At 55.0% G+C, this 22,808-nt stretch carries 21 protein-coding genes and 1 riboswitch; of the genes, 10 read left to right on the forward strand and 11 right to left on the reverse strand.

What is annotated here, in order from left to right; all coding sequences use genetic code 11:
• The first annotated feature begins 34 nt into the window (after nt 1-34).
• Together ACI7MX_RS17875 and nfuA are read left to right on the forward strand one after the other, a co-directional pair.
• Complete coding sequence (locus ACI7MX_RS17875) at nt 35-2,332, forward strand: fatty acid cis/trans isomerase (protein WP_405589660.1); 2,298 nt, start codon at nt 35-37, stop codon at nt 2,330-2,332.
• 564 nt (nt 2,333-2,896) lie between these two features.
• Complete coding sequence (gene nfuA / locus ACI7MX_RS17880; RefSeq protein WP_153378818.1) at nt 2,897-3,481, forward strand: Fe-S biogenesis protein NfuA; 585 nt, start codon at nt 2,897-2,899, stop codon at nt 3,479-3,481.
• A 96-nt stretch (nt 3,482-3,577) separates the two neighbouring features.
• Here the strand turns inward: nfuA and cobM are convergent, their stop codons facing one another.
• The 5 genes from cobM to ACI7MX_RS17905 form a co-directional block, all read right to left on the reverse strand.
• The gene (cobM, locus tag ACI7MX_RS17885) at nt 3,578-4,324 is read right to left on the reverse strand and encodes a precorrin-4 C(11)-methyltransferase (protein ID WP_314484095.1); all 747 of its coding nucleotides are present in this window, start codon (nt 4,322-4,324) and stop codon (nt 3,578-3,580) included.
• Nucleotides 4,325-4,400: 76 nt separating this feature from the next.
• Complete coding sequence (locus ACI7MX_RS17890) at nt 4,401-4,814, reverse strand: cobalamin biosynthesis protein (RefSeq protein WP_405589664.1); 414 nt, start codon at nt 4,812-4,814, stop codon at nt 4,401-4,403.
• The gene (locus ACI7MX_RS17895; RefSeq protein WP_314484091.1) at nt 4,811-5,512 is read right to left on the reverse strand and encodes a CbtA family protein; all 702 of its coding nucleotides are present in this window, start codon (nt 5,510-5,512) and stop codon (nt 4,811-4,813) included. The genes ACI7MX_RS17890 and ACI7MX_RS17895 overlap by 4 nt, the downstream gene beginning before the upstream one ends.
• A gap of 11 nt (nt 5,513-5,523) precedes the next feature.
• Entirely contained in the window at nt 5,524-5,712 is a 189-nt protein-coding gene (locus ACI7MX_RS17900) for a CbtB-domain containing protein (protein ID WP_314484088.1), read from the reverse strand.
• A 96-nt stretch (nt 5,713-5,808) separates the two neighbouring features.
• Nucleotides 5,809-6,024: riboswitch (cobalamin riboswitch) on the reverse strand.
• A gap of 28 nt (nt 6,025-6,052) precedes the next feature.
• A complete protein-coding gene (locus tag ACI7MX_RS17905) occupies nt 6,053-6,433 on the reverse strand; it encodes a response regulator (protein WP_405589776.1) in 381 nt (126 codons plus the stop codon).
• Nucleotides 6,434-6,631: 198 nt separating this feature from the next.
• Between ACI7MX_RS17905 and ACI7MX_RS17910 the strand changes: the two genes are divergently transcribed.
• From ACI7MX_RS17910 to ACI7MX_RS17930, 5 genes are all read left to right on the forward strand, one after another.
• A complete protein-coding gene (locus tag ACI7MX_RS17910) occupies nt 6,632-10,099 on the forward strand; it encodes a response regulator (protein WP_314484085.1) in 3,468 nt (1,155 codons plus the stop codon).
• Nucleotides 10,100-10,915 carry a CheR family methyltransferase gene (locus tag ACI7MX_RS17915; protein WP_405589669.1) on the forward strand — a complete coding sequence of 272 codons (816 nt, stop codon included), beginning with the start codon at nt 10,100-10,102 and terminating at the stop codon, nt 10,913-10,915.
• Nucleotides 10,912-11,502: a chemotaxis protein CheB gene (locus ACI7MX_RS17920; protein ID WP_405589672.1), complete on the forward strand. Its 591-nt coding sequence runs from the start codon at nt 10,912-10,914 to the stop codon at nt 11,500-11,502. Before ACI7MX_RS17915 ends, ACI7MX_RS17920 begins: the two co-directional genes overlap by 4 nt.
• Nucleotides 11,493-12,689 carry a hybrid sensor histidine kinase/response regulator gene (locus tag ACI7MX_RS17925; protein WP_314484077.1) on the forward strand — a complete coding sequence of 399 codons (1,197 nt, stop codon included), beginning with the start codon at nt 11,493-11,495 and terminating at the stop codon, nt 12,687-12,689. Before ACI7MX_RS17920 ends, ACI7MX_RS17925 begins: the two co-directional genes overlap by 10 nt.
• Nucleotides 12,690-12,755: 66 nt before the next feature.
• Nucleotides 12,756-13,133 (forward strand): response regulator, encoded by a 378-nt coding sequence (locus ACI7MX_RS17930; RefSeq protein WP_314484074.1) that lies wholly within the window; start codon nt 12,756-12,758, stop codon nt 13,131-13,133.
• A gap of 446 nt (nt 13,134-13,579) precedes the next feature.
• Here the strand turns inward: ACI7MX_RS17930 and eco are convergent, their stop codons facing one another.
• A complete protein-coding gene (eco, locus tag ACI7MX_RS17935; protein WP_314484071.1) occupies nt 13,580-14,056 on the reverse strand; it encodes a serine protease inhibitor ecotin in 477 nt (158 codons plus the stop codon).
• A gap of 216 nt (nt 14,057-14,272) precedes the next feature.
• Between eco and pgm the strand changes: the two genes are divergently transcribed.
• Nucleotides 14,273-15,913: a phosphoglucomutase (alpha-D-glucose-1,6-bisphosphate-dependent) gene (pgm, locus tag ACI7MX_RS17940; RefSeq protein ID WP_405589677.1), complete on the forward strand. Its 1,641-nt coding sequence runs from the start codon at nt 14,273-14,275 to the stop codon at nt 15,911-15,913.
• A gap of 46 nt (nt 15,914-15,959) precedes the next feature.
• On the opposite strand, the gene ACI7MX_RS17945 is transcribed toward pgm, so the two are convergent.
• The 3 genes from ACI7MX_RS17945 to ACI7MX_RS17955 all read right to left on the reverse strand — a co-directional run bounded on the left by ACI7MX_RS17945 (nt 15,960) and on the right by ACI7MX_RS17955 (nt 17,892).
• Nucleotides 15,960-16,442 carry a YbaK/EbsC family protein gene (locus ACI7MX_RS17945; RefSeq protein WP_405589680.1) on the reverse strand — a complete coding sequence of 161 codons (483 nt, stop codon included), beginning with the start codon at nt 16,440-16,442 and terminating at the stop codon, nt 15,960-15,962.
• Nucleotides 16,443-16,517: 75 nt separating this feature from the next.
• Nucleotides 16,518-17,528 carry an NAD(P)-dependent alcohol dehydrogenase gene (locus ACI7MX_RS17950; protein WP_314484061.1) on the reverse strand — a complete coding sequence of 337 codons (1,011 nt, stop codon included), beginning with the start codon at nt 17,526-17,528 and terminating at the stop codon, nt 16,518-16,520.
• Between the two features lie 67 nt (nt 17,529-17,595).
• The gene (locus ACI7MX_RS17955; RefSeq protein ID WP_314484058.1) at nt 17,596-17,892 is read right to left on the reverse strand and encodes a winged helix-turn-helix domain-containing protein; all 297 of its coding nucleotides are present in this window, start codon (nt 17,890-17,892) and stop codon (nt 17,596-17,598) included.
• Nucleotides 17,893-18,044: 152 nt separating this feature from the next.
• On the opposite strand from ACI7MX_RS17955, the gene hemB reads away from it, so the two are divergent.
• Complete coding sequence (gene hemB, locus ACI7MX_RS17960) at nt 18,045-19,019, forward strand: porphobilinogen synthase (RefSeq protein WP_405589683.1); 975 nt, start codon at nt 18,045-18,047, stop codon at nt 19,017-19,019.
• A 5-nt stretch (nt 19,020-19,024) separates the two neighbouring features.
• Here the strand turns inward: hemB and ACI7MX_RS17965 are convergent, their stop codons facing one another.
• On the reverse strand, nt 19,025-19,960 hold the full coding sequence (locus tag ACI7MX_RS17965) for a LysR family transcriptional regulator (protein ID WP_314484051.1): 936 nt from the start codon (nt 19,958-19,960) through the stop codon (nt 19,025-19,027).
• Between the two features lie 483 nt (nt 19,961-20,443).
• Here ACI7MX_RS17965 and ACI7MX_RS17970 point away from each other — a divergent pair, with 483 nt between their 5' ends.
• On the forward strand, nt 20,444-21,709 hold the full coding sequence (locus tag ACI7MX_RS17970; protein ID WP_314484048.1) for a Wzz/FepE/Etk N-terminal domain-containing protein: 1,266 nt from the start codon (nt 20,444-20,446) through the stop codon (nt 21,707-21,709).
• Nucleotides 21,710-21,718: 9 nt separating this feature from the next.
• Here the strand turns inward: ACI7MX_RS17970 and modC are convergent, their stop codons facing one another.
• Nucleotides 21,719-22,807 (reverse strand): molybdenum ABC transporter ATP-binding protein, encoded by a 1,089-nt coding sequence (gene modC, locus ACI7MX_RS17975; RefSeq protein ID WP_405589687.1) that lies wholly within the window; start codon nt 22,805-22,807, stop codon nt 21,719-21,721.
• Nucleotide 22,808 lies beyond the last annotated feature (1 nt).

The raw sequence follows: 22,808 nt of genomic DNA on the forward strand, positions 1-22,808 counted from the left end.
GAATCGCGACATTCTAATATCAGGACAATGGCACATGTTTCTTCGCCTACTCACCGGCGCCGTGACGCTGGTGATGTGCAGTACAACGTTTGGGCAAGTCCCGCTCGTTAGCCCGGCTATTTCTTATACCCGGGATATTCAACCGATCCTTACTGAAAAGTGCGTGGCCTGTCACGCGTGCAACGACGCTGCCTGCCAGCTCAACCTCGGCAGTGCAGAGGGGGCTACACGGGGTGCCAGCAAAGTACCGGTTTATAAAGGCGACAGAACCATCGCCGTACCTCCCACGCGGATTTTTTATGATGCCAGCGGCCCGACTGAGTGGCGTAACAAGGGTTTTTACTCGGTGCTCGACGCTCAAGGCGCACAAGCGGCGCTTATGGCTCGCATGCTGGAGTTGGGGCATAGCGCACCTTTAACGGCTAACGCCAAGCTGCCTGAAGAAATCGTGTTGGGTCTCAACCGTGAGAACTCATGCCCGGCACCGGGCGAGTTCAATGCGTATGCACAAAGCCATCCCAAAGAAGGTATGCCGCTGGCGGTGACCGGGCTGACAGATCAGCAGTACAGCACTTTGCAGGGCTGGTTGGCCGCAGGCGCCCCTGTTGACCAAAACGCCATCAAGCCTACGGTCGTCGAATCCGCACAAATTGCCGAGTGGGAAGAGCTGTTCAATCGTCCGGGCTCAACCGAAGCGCTGGTTGCACGTTGGTTATACGAGCACCTGTTTCTCGCGCATGCTTATTTCGACAATGGCGTACCGGGCCATTACTTCCAGTGGGTACGTTCCCGCACGCCCAGTGGCCAACCTGTCGATCTGATCGCAACACGTCGTCCGAACGATGATCCGGGCACTACGTTTTACTATCGGCTGATGCCTGTACAGGGCGTGATTGTGCACAAAACCCACATCAGCTATCCGATGGGGCAGCGCAAGCTGGCACGGGTCAAGCAATTGTTTTACAGCGGTGACTGGCATGCCTCACGTTTTCCAGGCTATGGCCCGCGCGGTCGTGCCAACCCGTTTGAAACCTTTGAAGCCATCCCCGCCGTGGCGCGTTATCAATTTATGCTCGATAACGCTGAATACTTCGTGCGGACCTTCATTCGCGGGCCGGTCTGTCGTGGGCAAATTGCTACAGACGTGATCCGGGACAACTTCTGGGCGGTGTTCCAGGAGCCCGCACGTGATCGCTATGTGGTGGATGCCGCGTATCGAGGTGAAGCAACACCTTTATTGGCGATGCCCGGTCAGATCGACGACGTTGGCAGCATTATTAACCTGTGGCACAACTACCGCGACAAGCGCAACGATTATGAAAAGTTACGTCAGGACGCGTATGCGCAAATGCCTCCGCCCAGTTGGTCGACATTGTGGGCGGGTAACGATAATGCCTTGCTGACCATCTTCCGCCATTTCGACAGTGCCAGTGTTACCAAAGGTCTGGTGGGCGAGGTGCCGCAAACCCTGTGGTTGTTTGATTACCCCTTGCTGGAGCGCACTTATTATCAGTTGGCGGTCAACTTCGATGTGTTTGGCAACGTATCTCATCAAGCGCAAACACGGTTGTACTTTGACTTGATCCGCAACGGTGCCGAGGTCAACTTCCTGCGTTTGATGCCGGCGGATTCGCGGGCTGCAATCCTCGGCGACTGGTATCAAAACAGTGGCAAGCTGAAAATGTGGATGGACTACCAGAAAATAGACACGGACACCCCGACCGGGATGAAGCTCGATCCGGTAGACCCCAAGCGTGACTTTGCTCTCAAGCTGATTGAGCGCACCGGCACACTGAACGCTCGCCCCGATCCTATCAACCGTTGCACAGGTGCTTACTGCTCGCGGCCCACTATCTCTCAGGAGTTTCAGTACGCAGAACAGTCCTTGAGTCGATTGACGTCGCGTCCTGCTGCGGGGCTGGTGGTCATCAATCAACTGCCGGAGGCGACCATGCTGCGCATCGAAGGTAGCGATGGCAAGCGTGAGATGTACAGCATGCTGCGTAACCGCGCGCACACCAACGTAGCGTTCATGATGGGGGAGGAGTACCGCTTGCAACCGGGCTTGGACACCCTGACCATCTATCCGGGTGTACTGAGCAGCTACCCCAACTTTATATTCAACCTCCCCGCAGACGATGTTGAAGCCTTTGTTCAGGCGATGGAAAAGTGTCAGGACCAAGCGGCCTTCGATGCCATTGTCGAGCGTTGGGGTATCCGTCGCAGCAACCCTGAGTTTTGGCATTACTTCCATGATATTGGCCAGTACATCAATGAAACCGATCCGGTAGAGGCGGGAGTACTGGATATGAACCGCTACGAAAACTTGTAATCCATGACCCGTTCGGCATAAGTATCGACACATTTATTGTGAATGATGAGTACCTCGCGTGGGATCTGCCGCTGGCAGCGAGCTTTTGATCTTGCTTAAGCTTTTGATCTGAAGCGCCCCATTAAGCCACGCTGGCCGAACACAGGGAGTGCGCAGTAGGTGGCCCGGCAGGACGCCGGGTTAGCCGCGACACGGCCAAGGATGGCCGATCGCGGCGGCCTACTGAGCAATGCCTGTGTGAGGGCATGCCGAGCCAAAGCGAGGCACCGAGTGGTAGGGGCAAGAGCGTTTGGTTACTTTGCGCTTTTCAAAGTGACGCGGCGTAAGGCCGCAACCCTGAGTGGCCGTTACCGCAGCAATGGATATATACCCAAAAACACCGGGCCGGACTGTTCTACGGCGCTTCGTCGCAGTGGCGCACCCAAGCCATCGCAGCCTTCGTTTTTCATCAACGTCTACAAGAACTTTATGCCTGTGGGGTGCGGCTTTCCTGACAAAAATACTAGGACTTTGTCAGGCGCGCCGATTGGCGTAAACTGCCCCCCATGTCTGTGAGGAGATTCCATGAGCGCCATAACGATTACCGACGCCGCCCAAGATTACCTGGCTGATCTGCTGTCCAAGCAGAACTCCCACGATATTGGCATTCGCGTCTTTATCACCCAACCGGGTACTCAGTACGCTGAAACCTGTATTGCTTACTGCAAGAAAGAAGAAGTGAAGCCTGAAGATACGGTCCTGGGCCTGAAAAGCTTTACGGCCTATATCGATCAAGTCAGCGAGCCGTTTCTGGAAGATGCCGTGGTGGATTACGCCACGGATCGCATGGGCGGCCAACTGACCATCAAGGCACCGAATGCCAAAGTACCGATGGTCAACGAAGACAGCCCGATCAACGAACGCATCAACTACTACCTGCAAACCGAGATCAATCCCGGGCTCGCCAGCCATGGGGGGCAGGTCAGCCTGATTGAAGTGGTTGAGGACGGTATTGCGGTGCTCAAATTCGGTGGCGGCTGCCAGGGCTGTGGTCAGGCTGATGTGACGTTGCGTGAAGGTATCGAGCGTACGTTGTTAGAGCGTATTCCTCAGCTTAAAGGCGTGCGTGACGTGACAGACCACTCGCAGAAAGAAAACGCTTACTACTGAGTTGCCTCGGTAAAAAGGCGTTCGCTGCCAGTTGCATAAAAAAACGGTGCCCCGTGAGCACCGTTTTTTTTGGCTTTCGTTTGAGGGTGCCCTCACTCACGGGCGATACACATGCGCATGCCCTGCACGGTACAGCGACGAATCCGAGAATGTATCGTTACCCAGTACCCGGCCTACCAAAATCAGCGCTGTGCGGGTAAAACCCTTGGCTTTAACTTTCAGAGCAATATCCGATAGCGTGCCCGTCACCCAATCCTGATCTGGCCAGCTGGCTCGGTGGATAACAGCGATGGGGCAGTCGCTGCCGTAATGCGGGGTTAATTCTCGCACGATGCTTTCAAGGTTTTTGACACCCAAGTGAATGGCCATGGTCGCTCTATGTTGCGCCAGGCTGCTCAGTTCTTCTCCAGCCGGCATCACGGTTTTTTCCGCATAGCGTGTCAAAATGACGCTTTGCGAAATGTCCGGCAATGTCAGTTCTGCCCCCAGCAGCGCCGCGCAAGCTGCCGTGGCAGTGACGCCGGGAATGATCTCAAAGGCGATGCCCAGCGCTCGCAAGCAGCGGATTTGCTCGCCAATGGCACCGTAGAGGCTCGGGTCCCCGGAGTGCACGCGGGCGACATCGTGACCTTCGTCGTTGGCGGTTTTGATCAGTGCAATGATTTGTTCAAGGTGCAGCTCGGCGCTGTTGATGACGCGTTCGGCGTTATGCCCCTGCAGCACCGCTTCAGGAACCAGCGAGCCGGCATAAATAATCACCGGGCAGCTACGGATCAGGCGCTGGCCTTTGATGGTAATCAGCTCTGGATCGCCGGGCCCGGCACCGATGAAATAGACAGTCATGGGAGTCTCTTGAAAGGGTCGTGATAGAGCTGTTCGTGAACGTTGCTCATAGTGAGGCAGGGGATTATCGTGGTTTTTACCCGGATGAAGCTAACGCAAAGGTAGCAACTGATGATTTTTGTAGGGTTATCAGTACGCTGGCCGATCCATGGCCGAGTCGTTCAGCCAGCGCCAAAGCAGCGCTTTCGGCCACGCCAAAACAACCCGTGTGCTCAAACGCTACCGTGGAGTGGTGGCTGAGCTTTGAGGAGAAAGGCGCCAATTGCTCAGCGCTGAATACCTCAAAGCTGATATTGAGTTGCGTGGCCACTTGCAGCAACCCAGGCTCGTGCTGCTTCGTGTAGATACTGGCCAAAGCACTGATCGCGCTGACGGCGATACCGGCGTTGGCCAGTGAGTGTTCTATCAGCGCAATCAAATGCTCGGCGCTGCACCCTTGTCGGCAACCCAGTCCAATCACCAGAATTGGCCCCGCGACTGACTCAGTCACGCTGAGTACTGACCCTCAGGTTTACGACGGAACAACCAGGCGCTGATCACCCCCAACGCCAGCCAGAAGACGAAGTTGGTCAGTTGCGCAGCTACTTTAAACTGGGATTCAAGCGCTTGCGGAGCCAGGCTTGAGTGAACCAAAGGCTGAGGAGCGCCGAAGATATGCGGCACCGCCAAAATCGCAACACCAAGAACCTTGAGTGCCCAATGCTTGCCGAACACCAGCAGAGCAATGCCCACCGCAGTGGACGCAGCCGTCGTGACCCACCATAGCTGACGCTGCAACAAGTCGGCGGCGGCTGTGCCCGGCAGTTCCGGCGGCAAACCCATTGTCGGTGCCAGACAGAACACGGCATAGCCGGCCAGCCCCCAGAGCAGGCCCTGAGACGTGCGGGTGGGCGCACGCAAGGTGTACAGGCCCGCCAGCATCAAGGCGAAACCGACCGCAACGACCAAGTTTCCACCCGCGGTGGACAGCACGCGTTGCCAGCCATCTTCCGGCTCCCAGGCCTGGGCGTCATGTTCATGGGCGGGCATGGCTATGTCGGCATGGGCATGGATTTCGCTTGCAGCCGGCTTTTCAAAGGTTTCTGCTTGAAGAATCAGGGGGGCGACCCAAAAACTTTGTAGCAGTGTCAGCAACAGGGCGGCCAGCAAGCCGGTAAAGCCTGCCGTTTGAGCGATCCGCTTAATCATGGCAGGCACTCTCAATGGCACGGAAATGCAGAGCTGTGACGGGTGTCATGGGCTGCGTTGTGAACCGCATCGATGTGTGAGAAACCGGCAAAGTAAACGAGGAAGGCCCCCAGCACAGCGGCGCCAACAGCGGCAACAATGCGTTGGCTTTGAGTGGTAGGGGTAGCAACTGCATGGGTGCGACTGGTGCGGATGGACATGGCGCTTGCCTCAGGGCTGGCAGCGGGCATGAAAGCGCAAGAAAACCCCGCGAACGAGGCTCGCAGGGTTCAACAGCGCCCGCCCACCGCGGGTTTGTTATTCAAAGAGAACCAGGCCGGTCTCCGGGCTTGCGAGGGGCTCAAAAGGCTTGAACCTGTAAACATCTCCTTCCCACGCACAGGGCGCAGTGGCTTTGATGCTTCTCTCGCTTACCGTTGCGGGGGCAGCGCCGGACTTGTCAGCAGATAAATGCCTGACGCACCGGTTTCCCGTTTCACCCTGTGAAGGGCACCTGATACAAGGCGCTTAGGAAAGCACAGCTATAAGGGGAAGGTCAATTCAAGGAGTGCGGCAAATCTCAGGATCAAGAATGTCTTTAACCTTGTTGCGTAACTGATCGATGGAAAAGGGTTTGCCAATCAAATACACGCCTGCGGAAGGTTCAAGCGTTTCGGCCAGGCCGCTGGCGATCAGGACGGGCAGCTTTTGTCGCAACGCTTGGGCCTTAACTGCCAGTTGCTGTCCGTTGAAGCCTGGCAAACTGAAATCGGTCATCAGCAAATCTAAGCGAATGTCCAAATTCTCCAGAAAAACCAAAGCATCTTCAGCGCATTCGGCATCAATTACGTTGAACTCCAGTTCTTCAAGCACGTCTACGATCAGCATTCTGACAATGCTGTCGTCTTCAACCACAAGAATCGTGGAGGCTGTTGCGGGCATAGTCATGATCTCGTCAAAAATGTAAGCGCTGGGTTCATTTAGTGTCGCTTGAGCGTCAGCAATGCCCGCCAGAATAGCCGTGTGTAGGTTTAATTTGAATTTTTTTGTACGAAATTTCTATATTACAGATAAGAAAATGGAACTGAACATCACTAATCCTGCAAACTCCCTCTTTTGCCTACCGTACGGACTCGTCCCATGAAATCCCCCACCTCCATTGATGAGCGAAGCTTTCGCAAGCTTTTAAGTCGAAACGTTGGCTTGCCCTTGGCCGTTGGTGTACTGAGTGCCGTGCTGTTTGTGGTGATGATCAGCTATCTGCTGTCCGTGATCCGCTGGGTCGAACACAGCGATCGCGTCATTACTAACGCCAACGAATCCGCCAAGATTACTCTCGACCTTGAAACCGGCATGCGCGGCTACCTCATCACCGGCGATGAGCATTTTCTTGATCCTTACGTTGTTGCCAAACCGCAAATAGTTGCTCAATTGGAAAGCTTGCAAGAGCTGGTCAGTGATAATCCGCAGCAAGTCGACCGTGTTAAACGGCTCGAAGCATTGCAGAAGGAATGGGCCCTTTACGCACAGTCGATGGTCGACTTGCGTCGCCAGGGCGGTGACTACAAGGCGGCCGTGCAGGCCGGTCGGGGTAAGCGTCTGACCGATGAGATACGTAAGGAATACGAGGACTTCATTCAAACCGAACAGCAATTGCGGGTGTCTCGCAGCGATCAAGTCAGCGAGACAACGGTCATCAGCATCACGCTATACCTGTTGTTTATCCTCGGTCTAAGCGGGTTTCTAGCCTATGTAGGGCGCCGTGATTTAATAAATCTTTCAAATAGTTATAAAGAAAACTTCGAGTCTTATATCAAGACGGCGGAGCGTTTAGAGCGTCAGGCGTGGTTGCGTAACGGACAGACAGAGCTGGCAGAGCAGGTGCTGGGGCGCCTGAGCCTGAATATGCTGGGGCGCAATATTCTGCAATTCTGCGCCCAGTATCTGGGCAGCGTGGTGGGCGCCGTTTATGTGCGTGAAGATCATGGCGGCCTCAAGCGAGTTGCTTCGTATGGCTTTTCTCGTGAACAGGAATCGCAGGATCAACTGATTCACAATGACGAAGGTTTGGTGGGGCAGGCGGCTCAGCAGGACCAGCTGATTCGCCTGGACAACGTGCCGCAAGATTACTTCTTCAAAGTCAGCTCCGGGCTGGGCGAAGGTTCTCCCCGCAGCGTACTGGTGGTGCCGACCAGCGATGATGATCGCGTCAATGGCGTGATTGAGCTGGGTTTCCTCAGGGCCTTGACTGAACGTGATGTTGAATTGTTCGAATTGATCGCTGACAACATTGGCACATCGATTGAAGCTGCTCGTTATCGTCAGCGTCTGCAAGAGGTGCTGGCTGAGACCCAACAGCTTAATGAAGAGTTGCAAGTGCAACAGGAAGAACTCAAGACCGCCAACGAAGAGCTTGAAGAACAATCGCAGATCCTCAAGGAGTCGCAGACTAATCTTGAGACCCAGCAAGCGGAACTTGAGCAGACCAATGAGGCCTTGTCCGGTCAGCGCGATGCGATGAACCGCAAAAATATAGAGCTCAATGAGGCTCAGGTTCAGCTGGAAGAGCGGGCTCAGGAGCTGCAACGGTCCAGCAAGTACAAGTCCGAATTTCTGGCCAATATGTCCCATGAGCTGCGCACGCCACTGAACAGCTCATTGATTTTGGCAAAACTGCTGTCTGAAAACCCTCACGGAAACCTTTCAGGTGAGCAGGTCAAGTTCGCCGAGTCGATCTATTCGGCGGGCAATGACTTGCTCAACCTGATCAATGACATTCTGGATATTTCAAAAGTCGAGGCTGGCAAGCTTGAGGTTTTGCCCGAAAACGCCAGCGTAGCGAGGGTGGTTGAAGGCTTGCGCGGGATGTTTGAGCCATTGGCCGGGGACAAGGGGCTGTCACTCAAGGTTGAAGTGCAACCCGGCACGCCGCCCATGCTCTACACCGATAGCCAGCGTTTGGAGCAAATCCTGAAGAACTTGCTGTCCAACGCGATCAAGTTCACCGAAAAAGGTCAAGTCAGCCTCACCGTTGCGCGGGTGCCCGGCGAAGGGGTTGCCTTCACAGTGAAGGATTCCGGTATTGGTATAGCCCAGGATCAGCAAGAAAGTATCTTTGAGGCTTTCCGTCAGGCTGACGGCACCACCAATCGCCGCTATGGCGGTACCGGCTTGGGGTTGTCGATTTCACGAGACCTGGCGACTTTACTCGGCGGCTCCATCAGTATCAGCAGCACGCCGGGGCAGGGCAGTGAGTTTACGTTGATCATGCCCGAGCAATTTGTCGAGCCTGCCGAGCCGATGACGCCCAAAGTCGCGCCATCGGCCCGGCCCGTACCAGCCAGCACTGTGTTGGTGCCTGTCGAGGTTGCGCCTGTACACATTCCACGTTTTGCCGATGACCGGGAAAAAGCGCCCTTCAGCACTCGCTGTATTTTGGTGGTTGAAGACGAGCCGAACTTTGCGCGCATCCTCTTCGATCTGGCCCACGAACTGGGCTATAACTGCCTGGTGGCTCACGGCGCGGATGAAGGCTTTGCGTTGGCAGCCGAGTTTATTCCCGATGCCATTTTGCTGGACATGCGCTTGCCTGATCATTCCGGTTTGACAGTACTGCAACGCCTGAAAGCCTCGGCGCCGACCCGGCATATTCCAGTGCATGTGATTTCCGTTGAGGACCGTGTCGAAGCGGCGATGCACATGGGGGCGGTGGGGTACGCGGTAAAACCGACAACCCGCGAAGAACTGAAGAATGTCTTTGCGCGACTTGAAGCCAAATTGACCCAGAAGGTCAAGCGCGTTCTGTTGGTTGAGGACGATGATTTACAGCGCGACAGTATCGCGCGCTTGATCGGCGATGATGATATTGAAATCACCGCCGTTGGCTTCGCACAGGAAGCACTGGACCTGCTGCGCACCCATATTTACGACTGCATGATCATCGATCTCAAACTGCCGGACATGCTCGGTGGTGATTTGCTCAAGCGAATGTCGATGGAAGATATTTGCTCCTTCCCCCCTGTCATCGTCTATACCGGACGTAACCTGACACGCGATGAAGAAGCCGAGCTGCGCAAATATTCGCGCTCCATCATTATCAAAGGCGCGCGTTCACCTGAACGCTTGCTCGATGAAGTGACATTATTTCTGCACAAAGTTGAATCTCAGTTGTCCCATGAGCGGCAAACGATGCTCCAGACCGCTCGCAGCCGCGACAAGGTGTTTGAGGGACGCAAGATTTTGCTGGTGGATGACGATGTCCGAAACATCTTTGCCCTCACCAGTGCGCTGGAGCATAAAGGTGCCATCGTGGTTATCGGCCGTAATGGCCGTGAAGCCATTGAGCGCCTGAACGAAGTGGAAGATATCGACCTGGTGCTGATGGACGTGATGATGCCGGAGATGGATGGCTATGAAGCCACTATTGAGATTCGCAAGAACCCGCGCTGGCGCAAGCTGCCGATCATTGCTGTGACGGCCAAGGCGATGAAGGATGATCAGGAGCGTTGCCTGCAAGCGGGTACCAATGATTACCTGGCAAAACCGATTGATCTGGATCGCCTGTTCTCCCTAATCCGGGTCTGGCTACCGAAAATGGAACGACTCTAAGTGCATCGAAACACCGACATTGAATTAAGGTTGCTGATCGAAGCGATCTACCTCAAATACAGCTATGACTTTCGTGATTACTCCGGCGCTTCGGTCAAGCGCCGTGTCCATCACGCGATGCGTCAGTTCGACTGTCAGACCATTTCGGCCTTGCAGGAACGCGTGCTGCATGACCCGACTATGTTTATGCAGTTGTTGCAGTATTTGACCATTCCGGTCAGTGAGATGTTTCGCGATCCTGAGCACTTCCTGGCCATTCGCCAGGAAGTGGTGCCAATTCTCAAGACCTATCCGTCGCTGAAAATCTGGATTGCCGGATGCAGCACCGGCGAAGAGGTCTACTCAATGGCCATCTTGCTGCGCGAAGAAGGGCTGCTGGATCGCACCATTATCTATGCCACCGATATCAATCCGCGTTCGCTGGAGAAAGCCAAGCAGGGCATTTTCTCGATGGAAAGTATCCGCGGTTACACCAGCAATTACCAAAAGGCCGGTGGCCAGCGCTCGTTTGCTGATTACTACACGGCAGCTTATGACTACGCCATATTTGACAAGAGTCTGTGTGAGAACGTGACCTTCGCTGACCACAGCCTGGCGACCGACAGCGTATTCTCAGAAACCAATTTAATTTCATGTCGTAACGTATTGATTTACTTCAATAAAAATCTTCAAAACAGAGCCTTTGGTTTGTTTCATGAGTCGCTCTGTCATCGCGGCTTTTTGATGCTGGGCAGCAAGGAAACCCTGGATTTTTCGGATTACAGCAAAGCGTTTGCGCCGGTGCTCAAGCAAGAACGGATTTATCGAAAGCTATGAGTACTGAGCCCAGGGCTGTAGACGCTGTGGTCATTGGCGCCTCGGCAGGGGGAGTCGAGGCATTACTGACGCTTTTTGCCCATGTTCAACCCGGCTTTCGGTTGCCCGTTATTGTGGTGTTGCATATCCCCGATGAGCGTCGCAGCCAGCTGGCCGCGGTGTTTAACAGTCGCCTGTCGTTGCCGGTCAAGGAAGTTGACGATAAAGAGCCCATTATCCCGGGCACGTTGTACTTTGCGGCCCCCGGCTATCATGTATCCATAGAGCAGGATCACAGTTTTTCATTGAGTCGCGAGGAGCGGGTGCATTACTCCCGTCCCTCGATTGACTACCTGTTTGAGTCAGCCGCCGATGTGTATCAATCGCGCCTGGCTGCAATATTACTCACGGGGGCTAATCAGGACGGTGCCCAAGGGTTGTCATCGGTCAAGCAGCAAGGCGGTTTGACCATTGTGCAAGACCCGACAGAAGCCCATGTGGCCATCATGCCGCATGCAGCGCTGGAACGCTGCCAACCGGATTACATCCTTCCTTTGCACGGCATTGCCCGTTTGCTCGTCGAGCTGGAACGAATCGAATGCTACTAAGTGAAATTCAAGCCAAGTTGCTGATCGTTGACGATCTGCCTGAGAACTTGCTGGCGCTGGAAGCGTTGATCACACGCGAGGATCGCACGGTTTACAAAGCCCTGTCCGCTGACGAGGCGCTGTCGCTGTTACTGCAACATGAGTTCGCGATGGCCATTCTTGATGTTCAAATGCCAGGCATGAACGGTTTTGAACTGGCCGAGTTAATGCGCGGAACTGAAAAAACCAAAAATATCCCGATCGTGTTTGTCAGTGCCGCCGGGCGCGAGATGAACTATGCCTTCAAGGGCTACGAGACGGGCGCGGTGGACTTCTTGCACAAACCGCTGGATATCCATGCGGTCAAGAGCAAGGTTAACGTGTTTGTCGAGTTGTATCGCCAAAGCAAGGCCATGAAGCATCAGGTTGAAGCGCTGGAACAGAGCCGCCGAGAGCAGGAAACCTTGCTGGCCCAACTGAAAGTCACCCAGCGCGAGCTTGAGCATGCGGTGCGCATGCGCGACGATTTCATGTCGATTGTCTCCCATGAAGTTCGCACGCCTCTGAATGGGCTGATTCTGGAAACCCAACTGCGCAAAATGCATCTGGCCCGCGACAATGCTGCTGCCTTTACGATGGAAAAAATGCAGGCGATGGTCGATCGCGACGAGCGTCAGATTCAGAGCCTGATCCGCCTGATTGAAGACATGCTGGATGTGTCGCGCATACGCACCGGCAAGCTATCGATTCGCCCCTCGACGTTTGACTTGTCGCAAACCGTGGCCAATCTGCTGGAAAGTTTTGCAGCACAAATCAGCGCAGCGCAATCTCGGGTCAATTTTACGGCTTGCCAATCGGTGACAGGCCAGTGGGATGAGTTCCGGATAGAGCAAGTGGTGTCCAACTTGCTGACCAACGCATTGCGCTACGGTGCCCGCAAACCGGTTGAGGTGTCGGTGTATGTTGAGGGGGCTAATGCCATCATCGATGTGAGAGATCAGGGCATTGGCATCAGCGAAGAAAACCAGCAACGTATTTTCCATCAGTTCGAGCGAGTTGCCGGGAGTGACGTTGTGAACGGTCTGGGGTTGGGACTGTTTATTTCTGAGCAGATCATCGCCGCTCATAACGGTTCTATCAGCGTTCACAGCACGCTGGGCGAGGGCGCTTTGTTCAGGGTCAGCCTACCGTTGGAGCAGAAGTCTTGAATTGGCCGCAACCTCTGGCGCGGCGTGATGTCGTAATGGCAGCGATGGTACGGATTAGGGTTTCCCATGAGTGAAGATGCGCAAGATGTTGTTTTGATTGTTGAGGACGATCCCTCGATCCTGATGGTATTAAGCGCCTATTTGGCGAGTGAAGGCTATCGAGTGCTGCAAGCGGAAGACGGTGAGCAGGCGTTTGAAATTTTGGCGAGCAAACCGCACCTGGACTTGATGATTACTGATTTCCGACTACCGGGTGGCATTTCCGGTGTTCAAATTGCAGAGCCTGCGCTGAAATTACGGCCGGATCTCAAAGTGATTTTCATCAGTGGTTATCCGCAGGAAATTCGTGAAACGGGCAGCCCGATCACCCTCAAGGCACCGATTCTGGCCAAACCGTTTGACCTCGACACCTTGCAGGAACAGATACAGAAATTGCTGGCGTGAGGTGTGCCCCCCCTTCTCGGTGAGCGTGCCGGGAGTGGGGCGAACCCACCGACAGCAGGCATGATGGTGTTTTATGGCAGCGTTGATGACCTTTCGCTTTTCGCCTCCGCGTCTGGCTTAGTTAATAGCCGCTCCAACACTCAAAAAAAGTTTCCTGACCTTGAACGTTTCCAGCGTTCGTCAAGCAGTCTCCACGTTCAAACTGCCTAAACATGCCTTCACAGGCTTATGGGCAGCGGCAATGATATAGCCAGCGGCTTACTCCATTATCTGTATTGAAAGCGTCAAACAGAGCCTGACATTGCCCGAGTGATTGACTGGATAAAAGCGCAAGCCGCCGAGTTTGTTCGCGCGGACAATTCTGAGTACCCGGCACTCTGCGACCCTTCAACAGGAAGCTGAGTCACATGGAGCGAAAGGGGCGCTGAGCACTTATTGGGGGGTCATCACTCGCTAACAGCCTGCTTGATCTGTTTGGAAGCGGACCAAATGCGATAGCGCACTTCAATGTCTTTGGGCGCATACACCACAATCGGCAACTTGCTGTTGTAACGCAGCATAAAACCGTCGCCCACCACCGGAACAAACTCAGGATGCGCCTTGCCTTGCGGGCAGGCCATCATCGTGCTCGCCGGGCCTGTCACCTTGTTCAGGCGATACATCGGGTAACCCCAGCCCTCGAGGGTTTTTTCTTCCAGCTTGCCGCCCAGTCGCTGCTGGTTGCAATCCACCTGCAGGGTTTTACCGGCAATGATTTGAACCTTGTAATCGTCTTCGTTCTTATGCTTGGGCAGATAGATAACCTGGCGGCTGAACCCGGCTTCGGCTTTGGGGTAGGGAGCCACGTCTTCCAGTTTGGCTGCGTGGGCTACGCTGCACAGCGCACTCAGTAAAAGTGCTGCACTGATGACGAATGGTTTCATGGGGGTTTCCTTATTACAGAACTTGAAAAAAGTATCGACTTGAAAAATGCGCGCTCAACGCGGGTCTATTCTCGTCGTCGCGGCACAATGAGGCAACGGTAAGACTATTTAAGTGCAAAACTGGCCCATTGACGGGATAGATTGCTTCTCGCCAATGTCGAAGTGCCAGTAAACTGTTTTTTTCCTCCGAATCATTATTTTTCCCGAGGTTTTTGCATGACACTCAGTCCTCTTGCGGGCAAACCGGCTCCAGCTCAACTGCTGGTCGATATACCGCGACTGGTGACCGCTTATTACACCGGTCAACCCGATGCCGCCATCGCCACTCAGCGTGTTGCTTTTGGCACGTCGGGGCACCGTGGCAGCTCGTTTGAGCTGAGCTTTAATGAGTGGCATGTGCTGGCTATCAGTCAGGCCATTTGCCTGTACCGCCAAATGAAAGGCATCAATGGCCCGCTGTTTGTCGGCATCGACACCCATGCGCTCTCAACCCCGGCCGGGGCCAGTGCATTGGAAGTGTTTGCCGCCAATGGTGTCGAAACCATGATTGCGGCGAATGACGAGTACACGCCGACACCCGCTATCTCTCACGCGATCATTTGCTACAACCGGGGTCGCACGTCAGGCCTGGCCGACGGCGTGGTGATCACTCCGTCGCACAACCCGCCAGAGAGTGGTGGTTTCAAATACAACCCGCCAAACGGTGGCCCGGCCGATACCGATGTCACCAAGTGGATCGAAGCCAAGGCCAATGAGTTGCTGGCTGCCCGACTCGCAGGGGTCAAGCGCATTAGTTACGAACACGCCCTGAAAGCAGGCACCACGCACCGCCACGATTACCTCAATACTTATGTGGCCGATCTTAAAAATGTCATCGACATGGACACCCTGCGCGGTGCCAATCTGCGCCTGGGCGTAGACCCGTTGGGGGGCGCCGGTGTGCGTTACTGGTCAGCCATTGGTGAGCACTACGGATTGAACCTTGAAGTGGTCAACACTTCGGTAGATCCGACATTCCGTTTTATGTGCGTTGACTGGGATGGACGCATCCGCATGGACCCGTCATCCCGCTACGCGATGCAAGGCTTGATCGGCCTTAAAGAGCGCTTCGACGTGGCCTTTGCCTGCGACCCGGATCATGATCGGCATGGCATTGTCACGCCATCGGGTGGCTTATTGGCACCCAACAGTTACCTGGCGGTGTCAATCGACTACCTGTTCAACCACCGCCCGCAGTGGCGTTCAGATGCCGCGGTCGGCAAAACTGTGGTCAGCAGTGGCTTGATCGATCGGGTGAGTGCGCGCCTCGGACGTCGATTGTATGAAGTGCCGGTGGGCTTTAAATGGTTCGCGGATGGTTTGTTCGAGGGGTCGCTGGGTTTTGGCGGAGAGGAGAGCGCGGGTGCTTCGTTCTTGCGTCTGGACGGCAGCGTCTGGTCGACCGACAAGGATGGTTTGATCCCGTCGCTGCTAGCCGCAGAAATGACTGCGCGCACGGGGCGGGACCCTTCACAGTTGTATCAGAAAATGACCGAAGACTTGGGCTTGCCGTTTTCAACCCGGGTGGATGCCAAAGCCACCCCGCAACAAAAAGCACTGCTCAGCAAGTTGTCGCCAGAGCAAGTCAAATCGACCCATCTGGCGGGCGAAACCATTACCCAAATCCTCAGCCATGCACCCGGCAATAATCAGGCGATTGGCGGTTTGAAGGTGATGACTGAAAACGGTTGGTTCGCCGCACGACCGTCAGGCACGGAAGACATTTACAAGATTTACGCCGAAAGCTTTATCGGCGATGAGCACCTCGCCCGTCTGGTCGAGGAAGCTCAAGTGCTGGTGGATACGGCTATTTCGTAATGCTGTGACTCAGCCTGTCCCTGGCGACAGGGGCGGGCTGAGGTTGTCAGGCTGGGGCAGGGGCGACCATGTGCTGACAGACATCAACCCATTGCGCTTGCACCAGCTCTGCCATACGGCTTGGGCAAATACGCACAGCCGTATGGGTAGCGCCGGCTGCGGGCATCACTTCATCGAAGGCTTTGAGCGAGATGTCGCAATAAATGGCCAGTTCGGTTGCCAACCCAAAAGGACAGACACCGCCTACCGGGTGACTGGTGAGCGCCACAACTGTCTCTGCATCGAGCATTTTGGCTTTGCTGCCAAGTGCATTCTTGATTTTCTTGTTATCAATACGTGCGTCGCCGCGTGCGACCAGCAGCACGTTGCGATCTCCTGCGCGAAAAGCCAGCGTCTTGGCGATTTGCCCGGGTTCAACTCCGTGGGCCTCAGCCGCCAATGCCACCGTGGCGGTGCTGGTGGCCAACTCGATGATGTGCAAGTCCGGGGCTTTGGCGTTTAAGAACGCGCGGACGGATTCAAGGCTCATGGCGCAGACTCCAGGGAAATCCGAAATCTAAAGAAGAGGGTGGCGCACTGTCAATGCGCCACCTGTGTGGCGGTATCAGATATCCAGCACGATTTTGCCGAAGTGCTGATTGGTTTCCTGATATTTGAACGCTTCAACAATGTCGGTCAGCGGGAAGTGACGGTCAATGACCGGACGCATACCGTTGGCATTAATGGCGCGGATCATGTCCTGCTGCTGGCTGCGGCTGCCGACCAGCACGCCTTGCAGGCGCACTTGCTTGACCAGTGCAGGAACGAAGTTCATTGACCCGGATACACCACTCAAGATGCCGATCACCGAAATATGCCCGGCAACCCGTACGGCAATCATCGACTGTTCCAGGGTCGACGGTCCGCCCACTTCGATCACATGGTCAACACCGCGGCCACCGGTGAGCGCGCGTGCGGTTTCGCCCCATTGGGTGTCTTTGCGATAGTTGATGAGGTGATCAGCGCCCAACGCTTTCAGGCGCTCAAGTTTTGCGTCGCTTGAGGAGGTCGCAATCACCGTGGCGCCCGCCATTTTGGCGAATTGCAGGGCGAATATCGACACCCCGCCGGTGCCCTGGATCAACACGGTATCACCCGGCTTGAGGGAGTCATCGGCCATCAGCGCACGCCAGGCAGTCAAGCCCGCCGTCGTCAGGGTTGACGCTTCGGCGTGGCTATAGCCCACAGGCGCCAGGGTGAAAGCGGTGGCTTTGGCGGTCACTTGCTCACGGGCATAGCCGTCGATCCCGTCGCCAGGCACGGTCACAAACCCTTCAACCAGCGGTGTGCCGTCGATCCACTCCGGGAAGAAAGTGCTCACGACTGAATCGCCCACCTTGAATTCAGTGACGTCGCTGCCGATCGCAATGACTTCCCCGGCACCATCGGCCATGGGAATACGTTGTTCGGTGGGTCCCCACATGCCGCTAACTACAGCAAAATCGTGGTAGTTCAGAGAGTTGGCGTGCAAACGTACAGTGATTTCACCGCTGGCAGGGGCGCGAACTTCGCTGCTGCCCACGACAACATTGTCATAACCGCCACCAGGTTTAACGAAGATAGTTTTAGTGCTCACAGGGCTTCCTCTGTTTTTACATGACGTAAAGCACATTTCGCAAAATGACGAAATGAAAGGTTAAAAATTACAACTCGATTTTCAGCCTAGCCGCAAAGTCATCAATCGCCTGCTCATTGCGTCGGTAGTACGTCCATTTGCCAATGCGGGTGGTCAGAACAAAACCGGCCCGTTGCAAGATGGCCAAGTGCGCAGAAGCGGTGGACGGCGATAGGCCGGCCTTGTGCTGCAGATGGGTGACACACACACCAATGGCAGGATCACCGTGATCCTGAGGCGGGAAATGACTGAGTGGGTCTTTGAGCCACTCCATCATTTGCATGCGAGTGTCATTGCCCAGTGCTTTGAGCTGTTCGAGTATCATGAGCGGCGATGCTACGCTTTTTTACGAAATGTTCAACGCCCATGCCGTGCCCGTGACAACCGGCCGCAGGCAGGGCGGATGTTTTGCATTTACAGGTTCAATCCTGTATTTGTTGCGCCATCAAGCCTTCAACCTGCCCATCAGGAACCATGATGCCTAGCCAGTTCCCTTCTGTCCGTCCCCGCCGTCTGCGTCGTACACAAACACTGCGCGACCTGTTTCAGGAAACCGAATTCAGTCTGAACGATCTGGTGCTGCCGATCTTTGTCGAAGAAGAGATTGACGATTTTGTACCGATTACCAGCATGCCGGGTGTGATGCGTATTCCCGAATCCAAACTGGCTGGCGAAATCGAGCGTTATGCCCGTGCCGGCATCAAGTCGGTGATGGCCTTTGGTGTGTCGCATCATCTTGATGCCACGGGCAGCGACTCATGGCGTGAAGACGGACTGGTCTCGCGCATGGCCCGTATCTGTAAAGATACCGCGCCTGAAATGATCGTGATGAGCGATACCTGCTTCTGCGAGTACACCTCCCATGGCCATTGCGGTGTCATGCACGATCACGGCGTTGATAACGACGCTACGCTGATCAATTTAGGCAAGCAAGCGGTTGCCGCGGCAGCGGCCGGGGCCGACTTCATCTCGCCGTCGGCCGCGATGGACGGTCAGGTACAGGCCATTCGCAGCGCCCTCGATACGGCCGGTTTTATCGATACCTCGATCATGGCGTATTCCACCAAGTTCGCATCGGCCCTCTATGGCCCGTTCCGGGAGGCGGGTGGCAGCGCATTGAAGGGTGATCGCAAGTCTTACCAGATGAACCCGCTCAATCGTCGCGAAGCCATTCGCGAGTCGCTGCTTGATGAGCAGGAAGGCGCCGACGTACTGATGGTCAAACCGGCAGGCGCGTACTTGGACATCATCCGTGACGTGCGCGAAGCTTCGCGCTTGCCACTGGCGGCGTACCAAGTGAGCGGTGAGTACGCGATGATCAAATTCGGTGCGATGGCCGGGGCTATCGATGAAGCCCGTGTGGTGCGTGAATCACTGGGTTCGATCAAGCGTGCAGGTGCGGACATGATCCTGACCTACTTTGCAATGGATCTGGCGTTGCAGGGGATTTAAACCCCTTATGCCCAATGTGCCGGGTCATCGACGATGGCCTGGTGCTTTTCCAGCACTTTGGGTATTTCTTGCTTCAAGAACTCGACCCACGTTCGTACTTTAGCATCCAGAAATCGGCGGGAAGGGTAGAGCGCGAAGATGCTTTTTTCGTGCAGTCGGTAGTGTGGCAGCACGCGTACCAGTGACCCTCGCTGATAGGAATCCACGGCCACATAATCGGGCAACAGACAGATGCCCAGGCCGGCTTGTGCCGCCTGCGCCATGGCTTCGGCCACGTTAACCTGAAACACATTCCCTGGACGAATTGACTGCTCGCCGTGTTCATCGCGAAAGGTCCAGCTGTCGGTGAACAATGGGTCAACCAGGTGCAGACAGCGATGGTGACTCAGGTCTGCGGGCGTTTGCGGCACACCGTGACTCTGCAGATAGGACGGGGCTGCGCTGATCACGCTGAAGATGCTGCCCAGCGGCTGGCCAATCATTTCGGAATCGGGCAGATCCCCCGACAACGTGATCACTACATCGTGGCCTTCCTCCAGCAAATCGGGTTGGCGTTGAGACAGCGTCAAGTCAATGTTGACCTGCGGGTAGAGCTTCACATAGCGGGCCACCAAGGGCGCGAGAAGTTGAATCCCCAAGCCCGTGGTGGATTGCACACGCAAATGACCGCGCGGTATCAAGTGAGCGCCTGCGGCTTCGGCATTGGCATCCTCGATTTCGCCGAGAATCAAACGGCATCGTTCCAGGTAACGTGTGCCCACCTCGGTGAGTGCCAGGCGTCGGGTGCTGCGTTGCAGCAAGCGCGCCTGCAACAAGGACTCCAGCTCCGAGAGCAAACGTGATGTTTGCGCTGTGGAATAGCCAAGCGCCTGTGCCGCAGCCGTGAAGCTGCCGGTCTCGACTACGCGTACGAACACGCGCATCGCCTGGTGAATGTCCATGCTGTTTATGACTCCGCACTTAGGCTTAAATTTTTGTGGCGGGGATAATTACACAGACTGTAGAAAGATACCGCTTTCCTGAACATGTTCTTGCACCGGATCAGCGCGAAGAAGCGCGCATACGCACTTGAAAAAAACACATTAACGCTTAACGCGTCGCAACTCGAAAGAGTGTTAGTTTAAAAAATTCAACTGCACGAAAAGCTTCAGCGTGTTCAGGGGGTATGTGAAAAAATATCCTAAATTAAGGTAGGAAATATCATTGAAAAATGTGAGATTAAGACTTTAATAAAGTAAGGGGTGATATCACTATGACACCACCCGTGGTGCTGCCCGTTGTTCTGCCAGGTGATTGATTTATAAAGCAGGGACTTTTTTAGCTGTTTCCCTGTCAGACATGTACTTTAATTTGCTTGCCCTTTTCTTTTCTAGAACAGCCAAGCTCTGAACGTGCCAAAACGGTTCACACACAGGGAGCTATTTTTGAAGACTACTGAACATCCGCGTGCTCACGCAGAAATTGATGTGCTTGACCTGTTTCACTCGTTTTGGCAACAGAAGGTATTGATAGCAGTCACCACGGCCGCCGTAGCGGCTATCGCTGTGGGTTATGTCCTGGTCGCGCAACCCATCTACCAGGCCAGTACCCTGCTGCGCCCGGCAGCGATCAATGAGCTCGATGCCCTGAACCGCTCTGAGGTGTATACCCTTCCTCCGGCAGAGGCCCTGCTCAAAGTGGGGGCAGCACTCGACTCATATGAGACTCGTCTCAATTACTTTCGTGCTCACCCGGACTTATTCGAGCCGCTGGCTAAAAAGGGCCTTTCGCCCGAGCAAAGCTTTGAGATTTTTAACCGGGATGCCATCAATTTGATTCGCCCTGATCCCAAGTCCGGCGACTCGAGTTCTTTTTTAAAGTTACAGCTGACTTACCCGGATTCTGTTAATGGCCCGCAGATCCTTAACGGTTTTGTTGAATACGCGATCAATGACCAGCGTGCGCAAATCAGTGCGGATCTAAAAGTCATTATTAATAACCGACTGCGCGAACTGGATGAAAAAATCAACGCTGCACGTTCCGCCTATCGTTCGGGTAAGGATGCCGAAATTGCCGGTCTAGTAGAAGCTGACACCCTGAACACGGCAAAGCTTAAAGATGAGTTAAAGGCTCTGCGACTGCAATTACGGACTGAACGGGCGGATCGTATAGCGCAGTTGCAAGAGGCTATTACCATTGCCAACTCGTTGGGTATCACCCAGCCGACGACGCCATCCGCGATGGCCGCGGCTACGCAAGGTACTTCTACGAGGGGTATGCGTACCGAGATCACTTCACAAGCCCTGCCGCTGTACTTCATGGGCAGCAAAGCTCTTGAGGCCGAGCGTGCAGCTTTGCTCAAGCGGACGTCTGACGACTTTACCAACGAAAAAGTGTCGGATATCGCCAAAAAGTTGCAGATGCTAGAGGTCAACCGCCAGGTTGAAATGCTCGGTAAGCGCACGAACGAAGATCTGTTTCTTAAAAATATCGAGCCTTTGCGTGCCGAAGTGGCCCGATTGGGCGGCCTGAATACGGACATGAGCCGGTTGGGTCTGGCCAGTATTGATCGCAAGGCGCAAACGCCACTGGATCCGATCAAACCGAAAAAGGCGATGATTATCGGACTGGCTGTGGTACTCGGCTTGCTGTTGGGTCTTGGTATTGCAACTGTTCGCTATTTTGTCAGGCTACGCCGCGAGACCTTGTAAAGGGTCGACTCAGATCAATACTGCCGCCGACTTGACCTGTGCCCAGAGCCTTTGGCCTGGATGCAGGCCGAGGTGGTCGCGCGAGTATCTAGTGATCCGCGCCAGCAGCGCACTGCCATCGACGTCCAGGCGAACCAGTACGTGGGCTTGATTATCTGTCCCCGTTTCGCTGATGACGGTGGCGTGCAAGCTGTTAAGGATGCTGCTGTGCTCAACACGGTCAAGGCTCAGGCTGATATCGCGGGCTTGTATTTTGATGCGCATCGGCCGCCCGATCGCCAACGCCTCGTGCGCAACTTTCAGCTGCTGGACGCTGTGAGGCAGTTGCAGGGTCAGTAAGTGATAGTGCGCATCAAAGGCCGCTACCGAGCCTTGAATGACAACTCCGGCGTCGTTATCGAGCGCCAGAGGCAAGTCCAGTCGGGCCAATGTTTCGCCGATAGGGCCACTGGCAAGCGCCTTGCCATGACTGAGCACGACAATATGATCTGCCAGTCGCGCGACTTCATCCTGCGAATGACTGACGTAGAGCACAGGAATATCCAGTTCGGCGTGCAGGCGTTCGAGATACGGAATGATTTCGCGTTTGCGTTGGCTGTCCAGTGCAGCCAGCGGCTCATCCATCAGCAGCAACTTGGGGTTAGTCAGCAGGGCTCGGGCGATTCCAACCCGCTGGCGTTCGCCCCCGGATAAATGCGCCGGTGCGCGTTGCATCAAGTGTGTGATGCCGAGTAACTCTGCCGCACGATCGAGGTCAACCTTGCGTTCATGCCGTGCGATCCGTCTCAAACCGAACTCCAGATTGCCCCGCACGGACAGATGCGCGAACAGACTGGCCTCTTGAAAGATGTAACCCAGCGCACGTTTGTGGACGGGCACAAACGTGCGCTGCTGAGTGTCTTGCCAGGTCTCACCATTGATCTGCACAAACGCTTGTTCGGCCCGCTCAAGACCGGCGATGCAGCGTAAGCAGGTGGTCTTGCCGGAGCCGGAGTGACCATAAAGTGCAGTGACACCCCGGCCCGGTAGTCGCACGTCCAGATCCAACGAAAAACCGGGGTAAGTCATTTGCAGTCGAACGTTTATCTGCGAGGCCATA

The sequence above is a fragment of the Pseudomonas sp. 2024-210 genome, from assembly GCF_045062345.1.
In the GTDB taxonomy this organism is placed as follows: Bacteria; Pseudomonadota; Gammaproteobacteria; order Pseudomonadales; family Pseudomonadaceae; genus Aquipseudomonas.

Bases quoted from the DNA above. Each gene is read 5' to 3' on its own strand.
- ACI7MX_RS17955 (WP_314484058.1), bottom strand. From the start codon at position 17,892: ATGATACTCGAACAGCTCAAAGCACTGGGCAATGACACTCGCATGCAA.
- modC (WP_405589687.1), bottom strand. From the start codon at position 22,807: ATGGCCTCGCAGATAAACGTTCGACTGCAAATGACTTACCCCGGTTTT.
- pgm (WP_405589677.1), top strand. From the start codon at position 14,273: ATGACACTCAGTCCTCTTGCGGGCAAACCGGCTCCAGCTCAACTGCTG.
- ACI7MX_RS17900 (WP_314484088.1), bottom strand. From the start codon at position 5,712: ATGTCCATCCGCACCAGTCGCACCCATGCAGTTGCTACCCCTACCACT.
- ACI7MX_RS17930 (WP_314484074.1), top strand. From the start codon at position 12,756: ATGAGTGAAGATGCGCAAGATGTTGTTTTGATTGTTGAGGACGATCCC.
- hemB (WP_405589683.1), top strand. From the start codon at position 18,045: ATGCCTAGCCAGTTCCCTTCTGTCCGTCCCCGCCGTCTGCGTCGTACA.
- ACI7MX_RS17945 (WP_405589680.1), bottom strand. From the start codon at position 16,442: ATGAGCCTTGAATCCGTCCGCGCGTTCTTAAACGCCAAAGCCCCGGAC.
- ACI7MX_RS17920 (WP_405589672.1), top strand. From the start codon at position 10,912: ATGAGTACTGAGCCCAGGGCTGTAGACGCTGTGGTCATTGGCGCCTCG.
- cobM (WP_314484095.1), bottom strand. From the start codon at position 4,324: ATGACTGTCTATTTCATCGGTGCCGGGCCCGGCGATCCAGAGCTGATT.
- ACI7MX_RS17875 (WP_405589660.1), top strand. From the start codon at position 35: ATGTTTCTTCGCCTACTCACCGGCGCCGTGACGCTGGTGATGTGCAGT.
- eco (WP_314484071.1), bottom strand. From the start codon at position 14,056: ATGAAACCATTCGTCATCAGTGCAGCACTTTTACTGAGTGCGCTGTGC.
- ACI7MX_RS17905 (WP_405589776.1), bottom strand. From the start codon at position 6,433: ATGCCCGCAACAGCCTCCACGATTCTTGTGGTTGAAGACGACAGCATT.
- ACI7MX_RS17910 (WP_314484085.1), top strand. From the start codon at position 6,632: ATGAAATCCCCCACCTCCATTGATGAGCGAAGCTTTCGCAAGCTTTTA.
- ACI7MX_RS17925 (WP_314484077.1), top strand. From the start codon at position 11,493: ATGCTACTAAGTGAAATTCAAGCCAAGTTGCTGATCGTTGACGATCTG.
- nfuA (WP_153378818.1), top strand. From the start codon at position 2,897: ATGAGCGCCATAACGATTACCGACGCCGCCCAAGATTACCTGGCTGAT.
- ACI7MX_RS17895 (WP_314484091.1), bottom strand. From the start codon at position 5,512: ATGATTAAGCGGATCGCTCAAACGGCAGGCTTTACCGGCTTGCTGGCC.
- ACI7MX_RS17965 (WP_314484051.1), bottom strand. From the start codon at position 19,960: ATGGACATTCACCAGGCGATGCGCGTGTTCGTACGCGTAGTCGAGACC.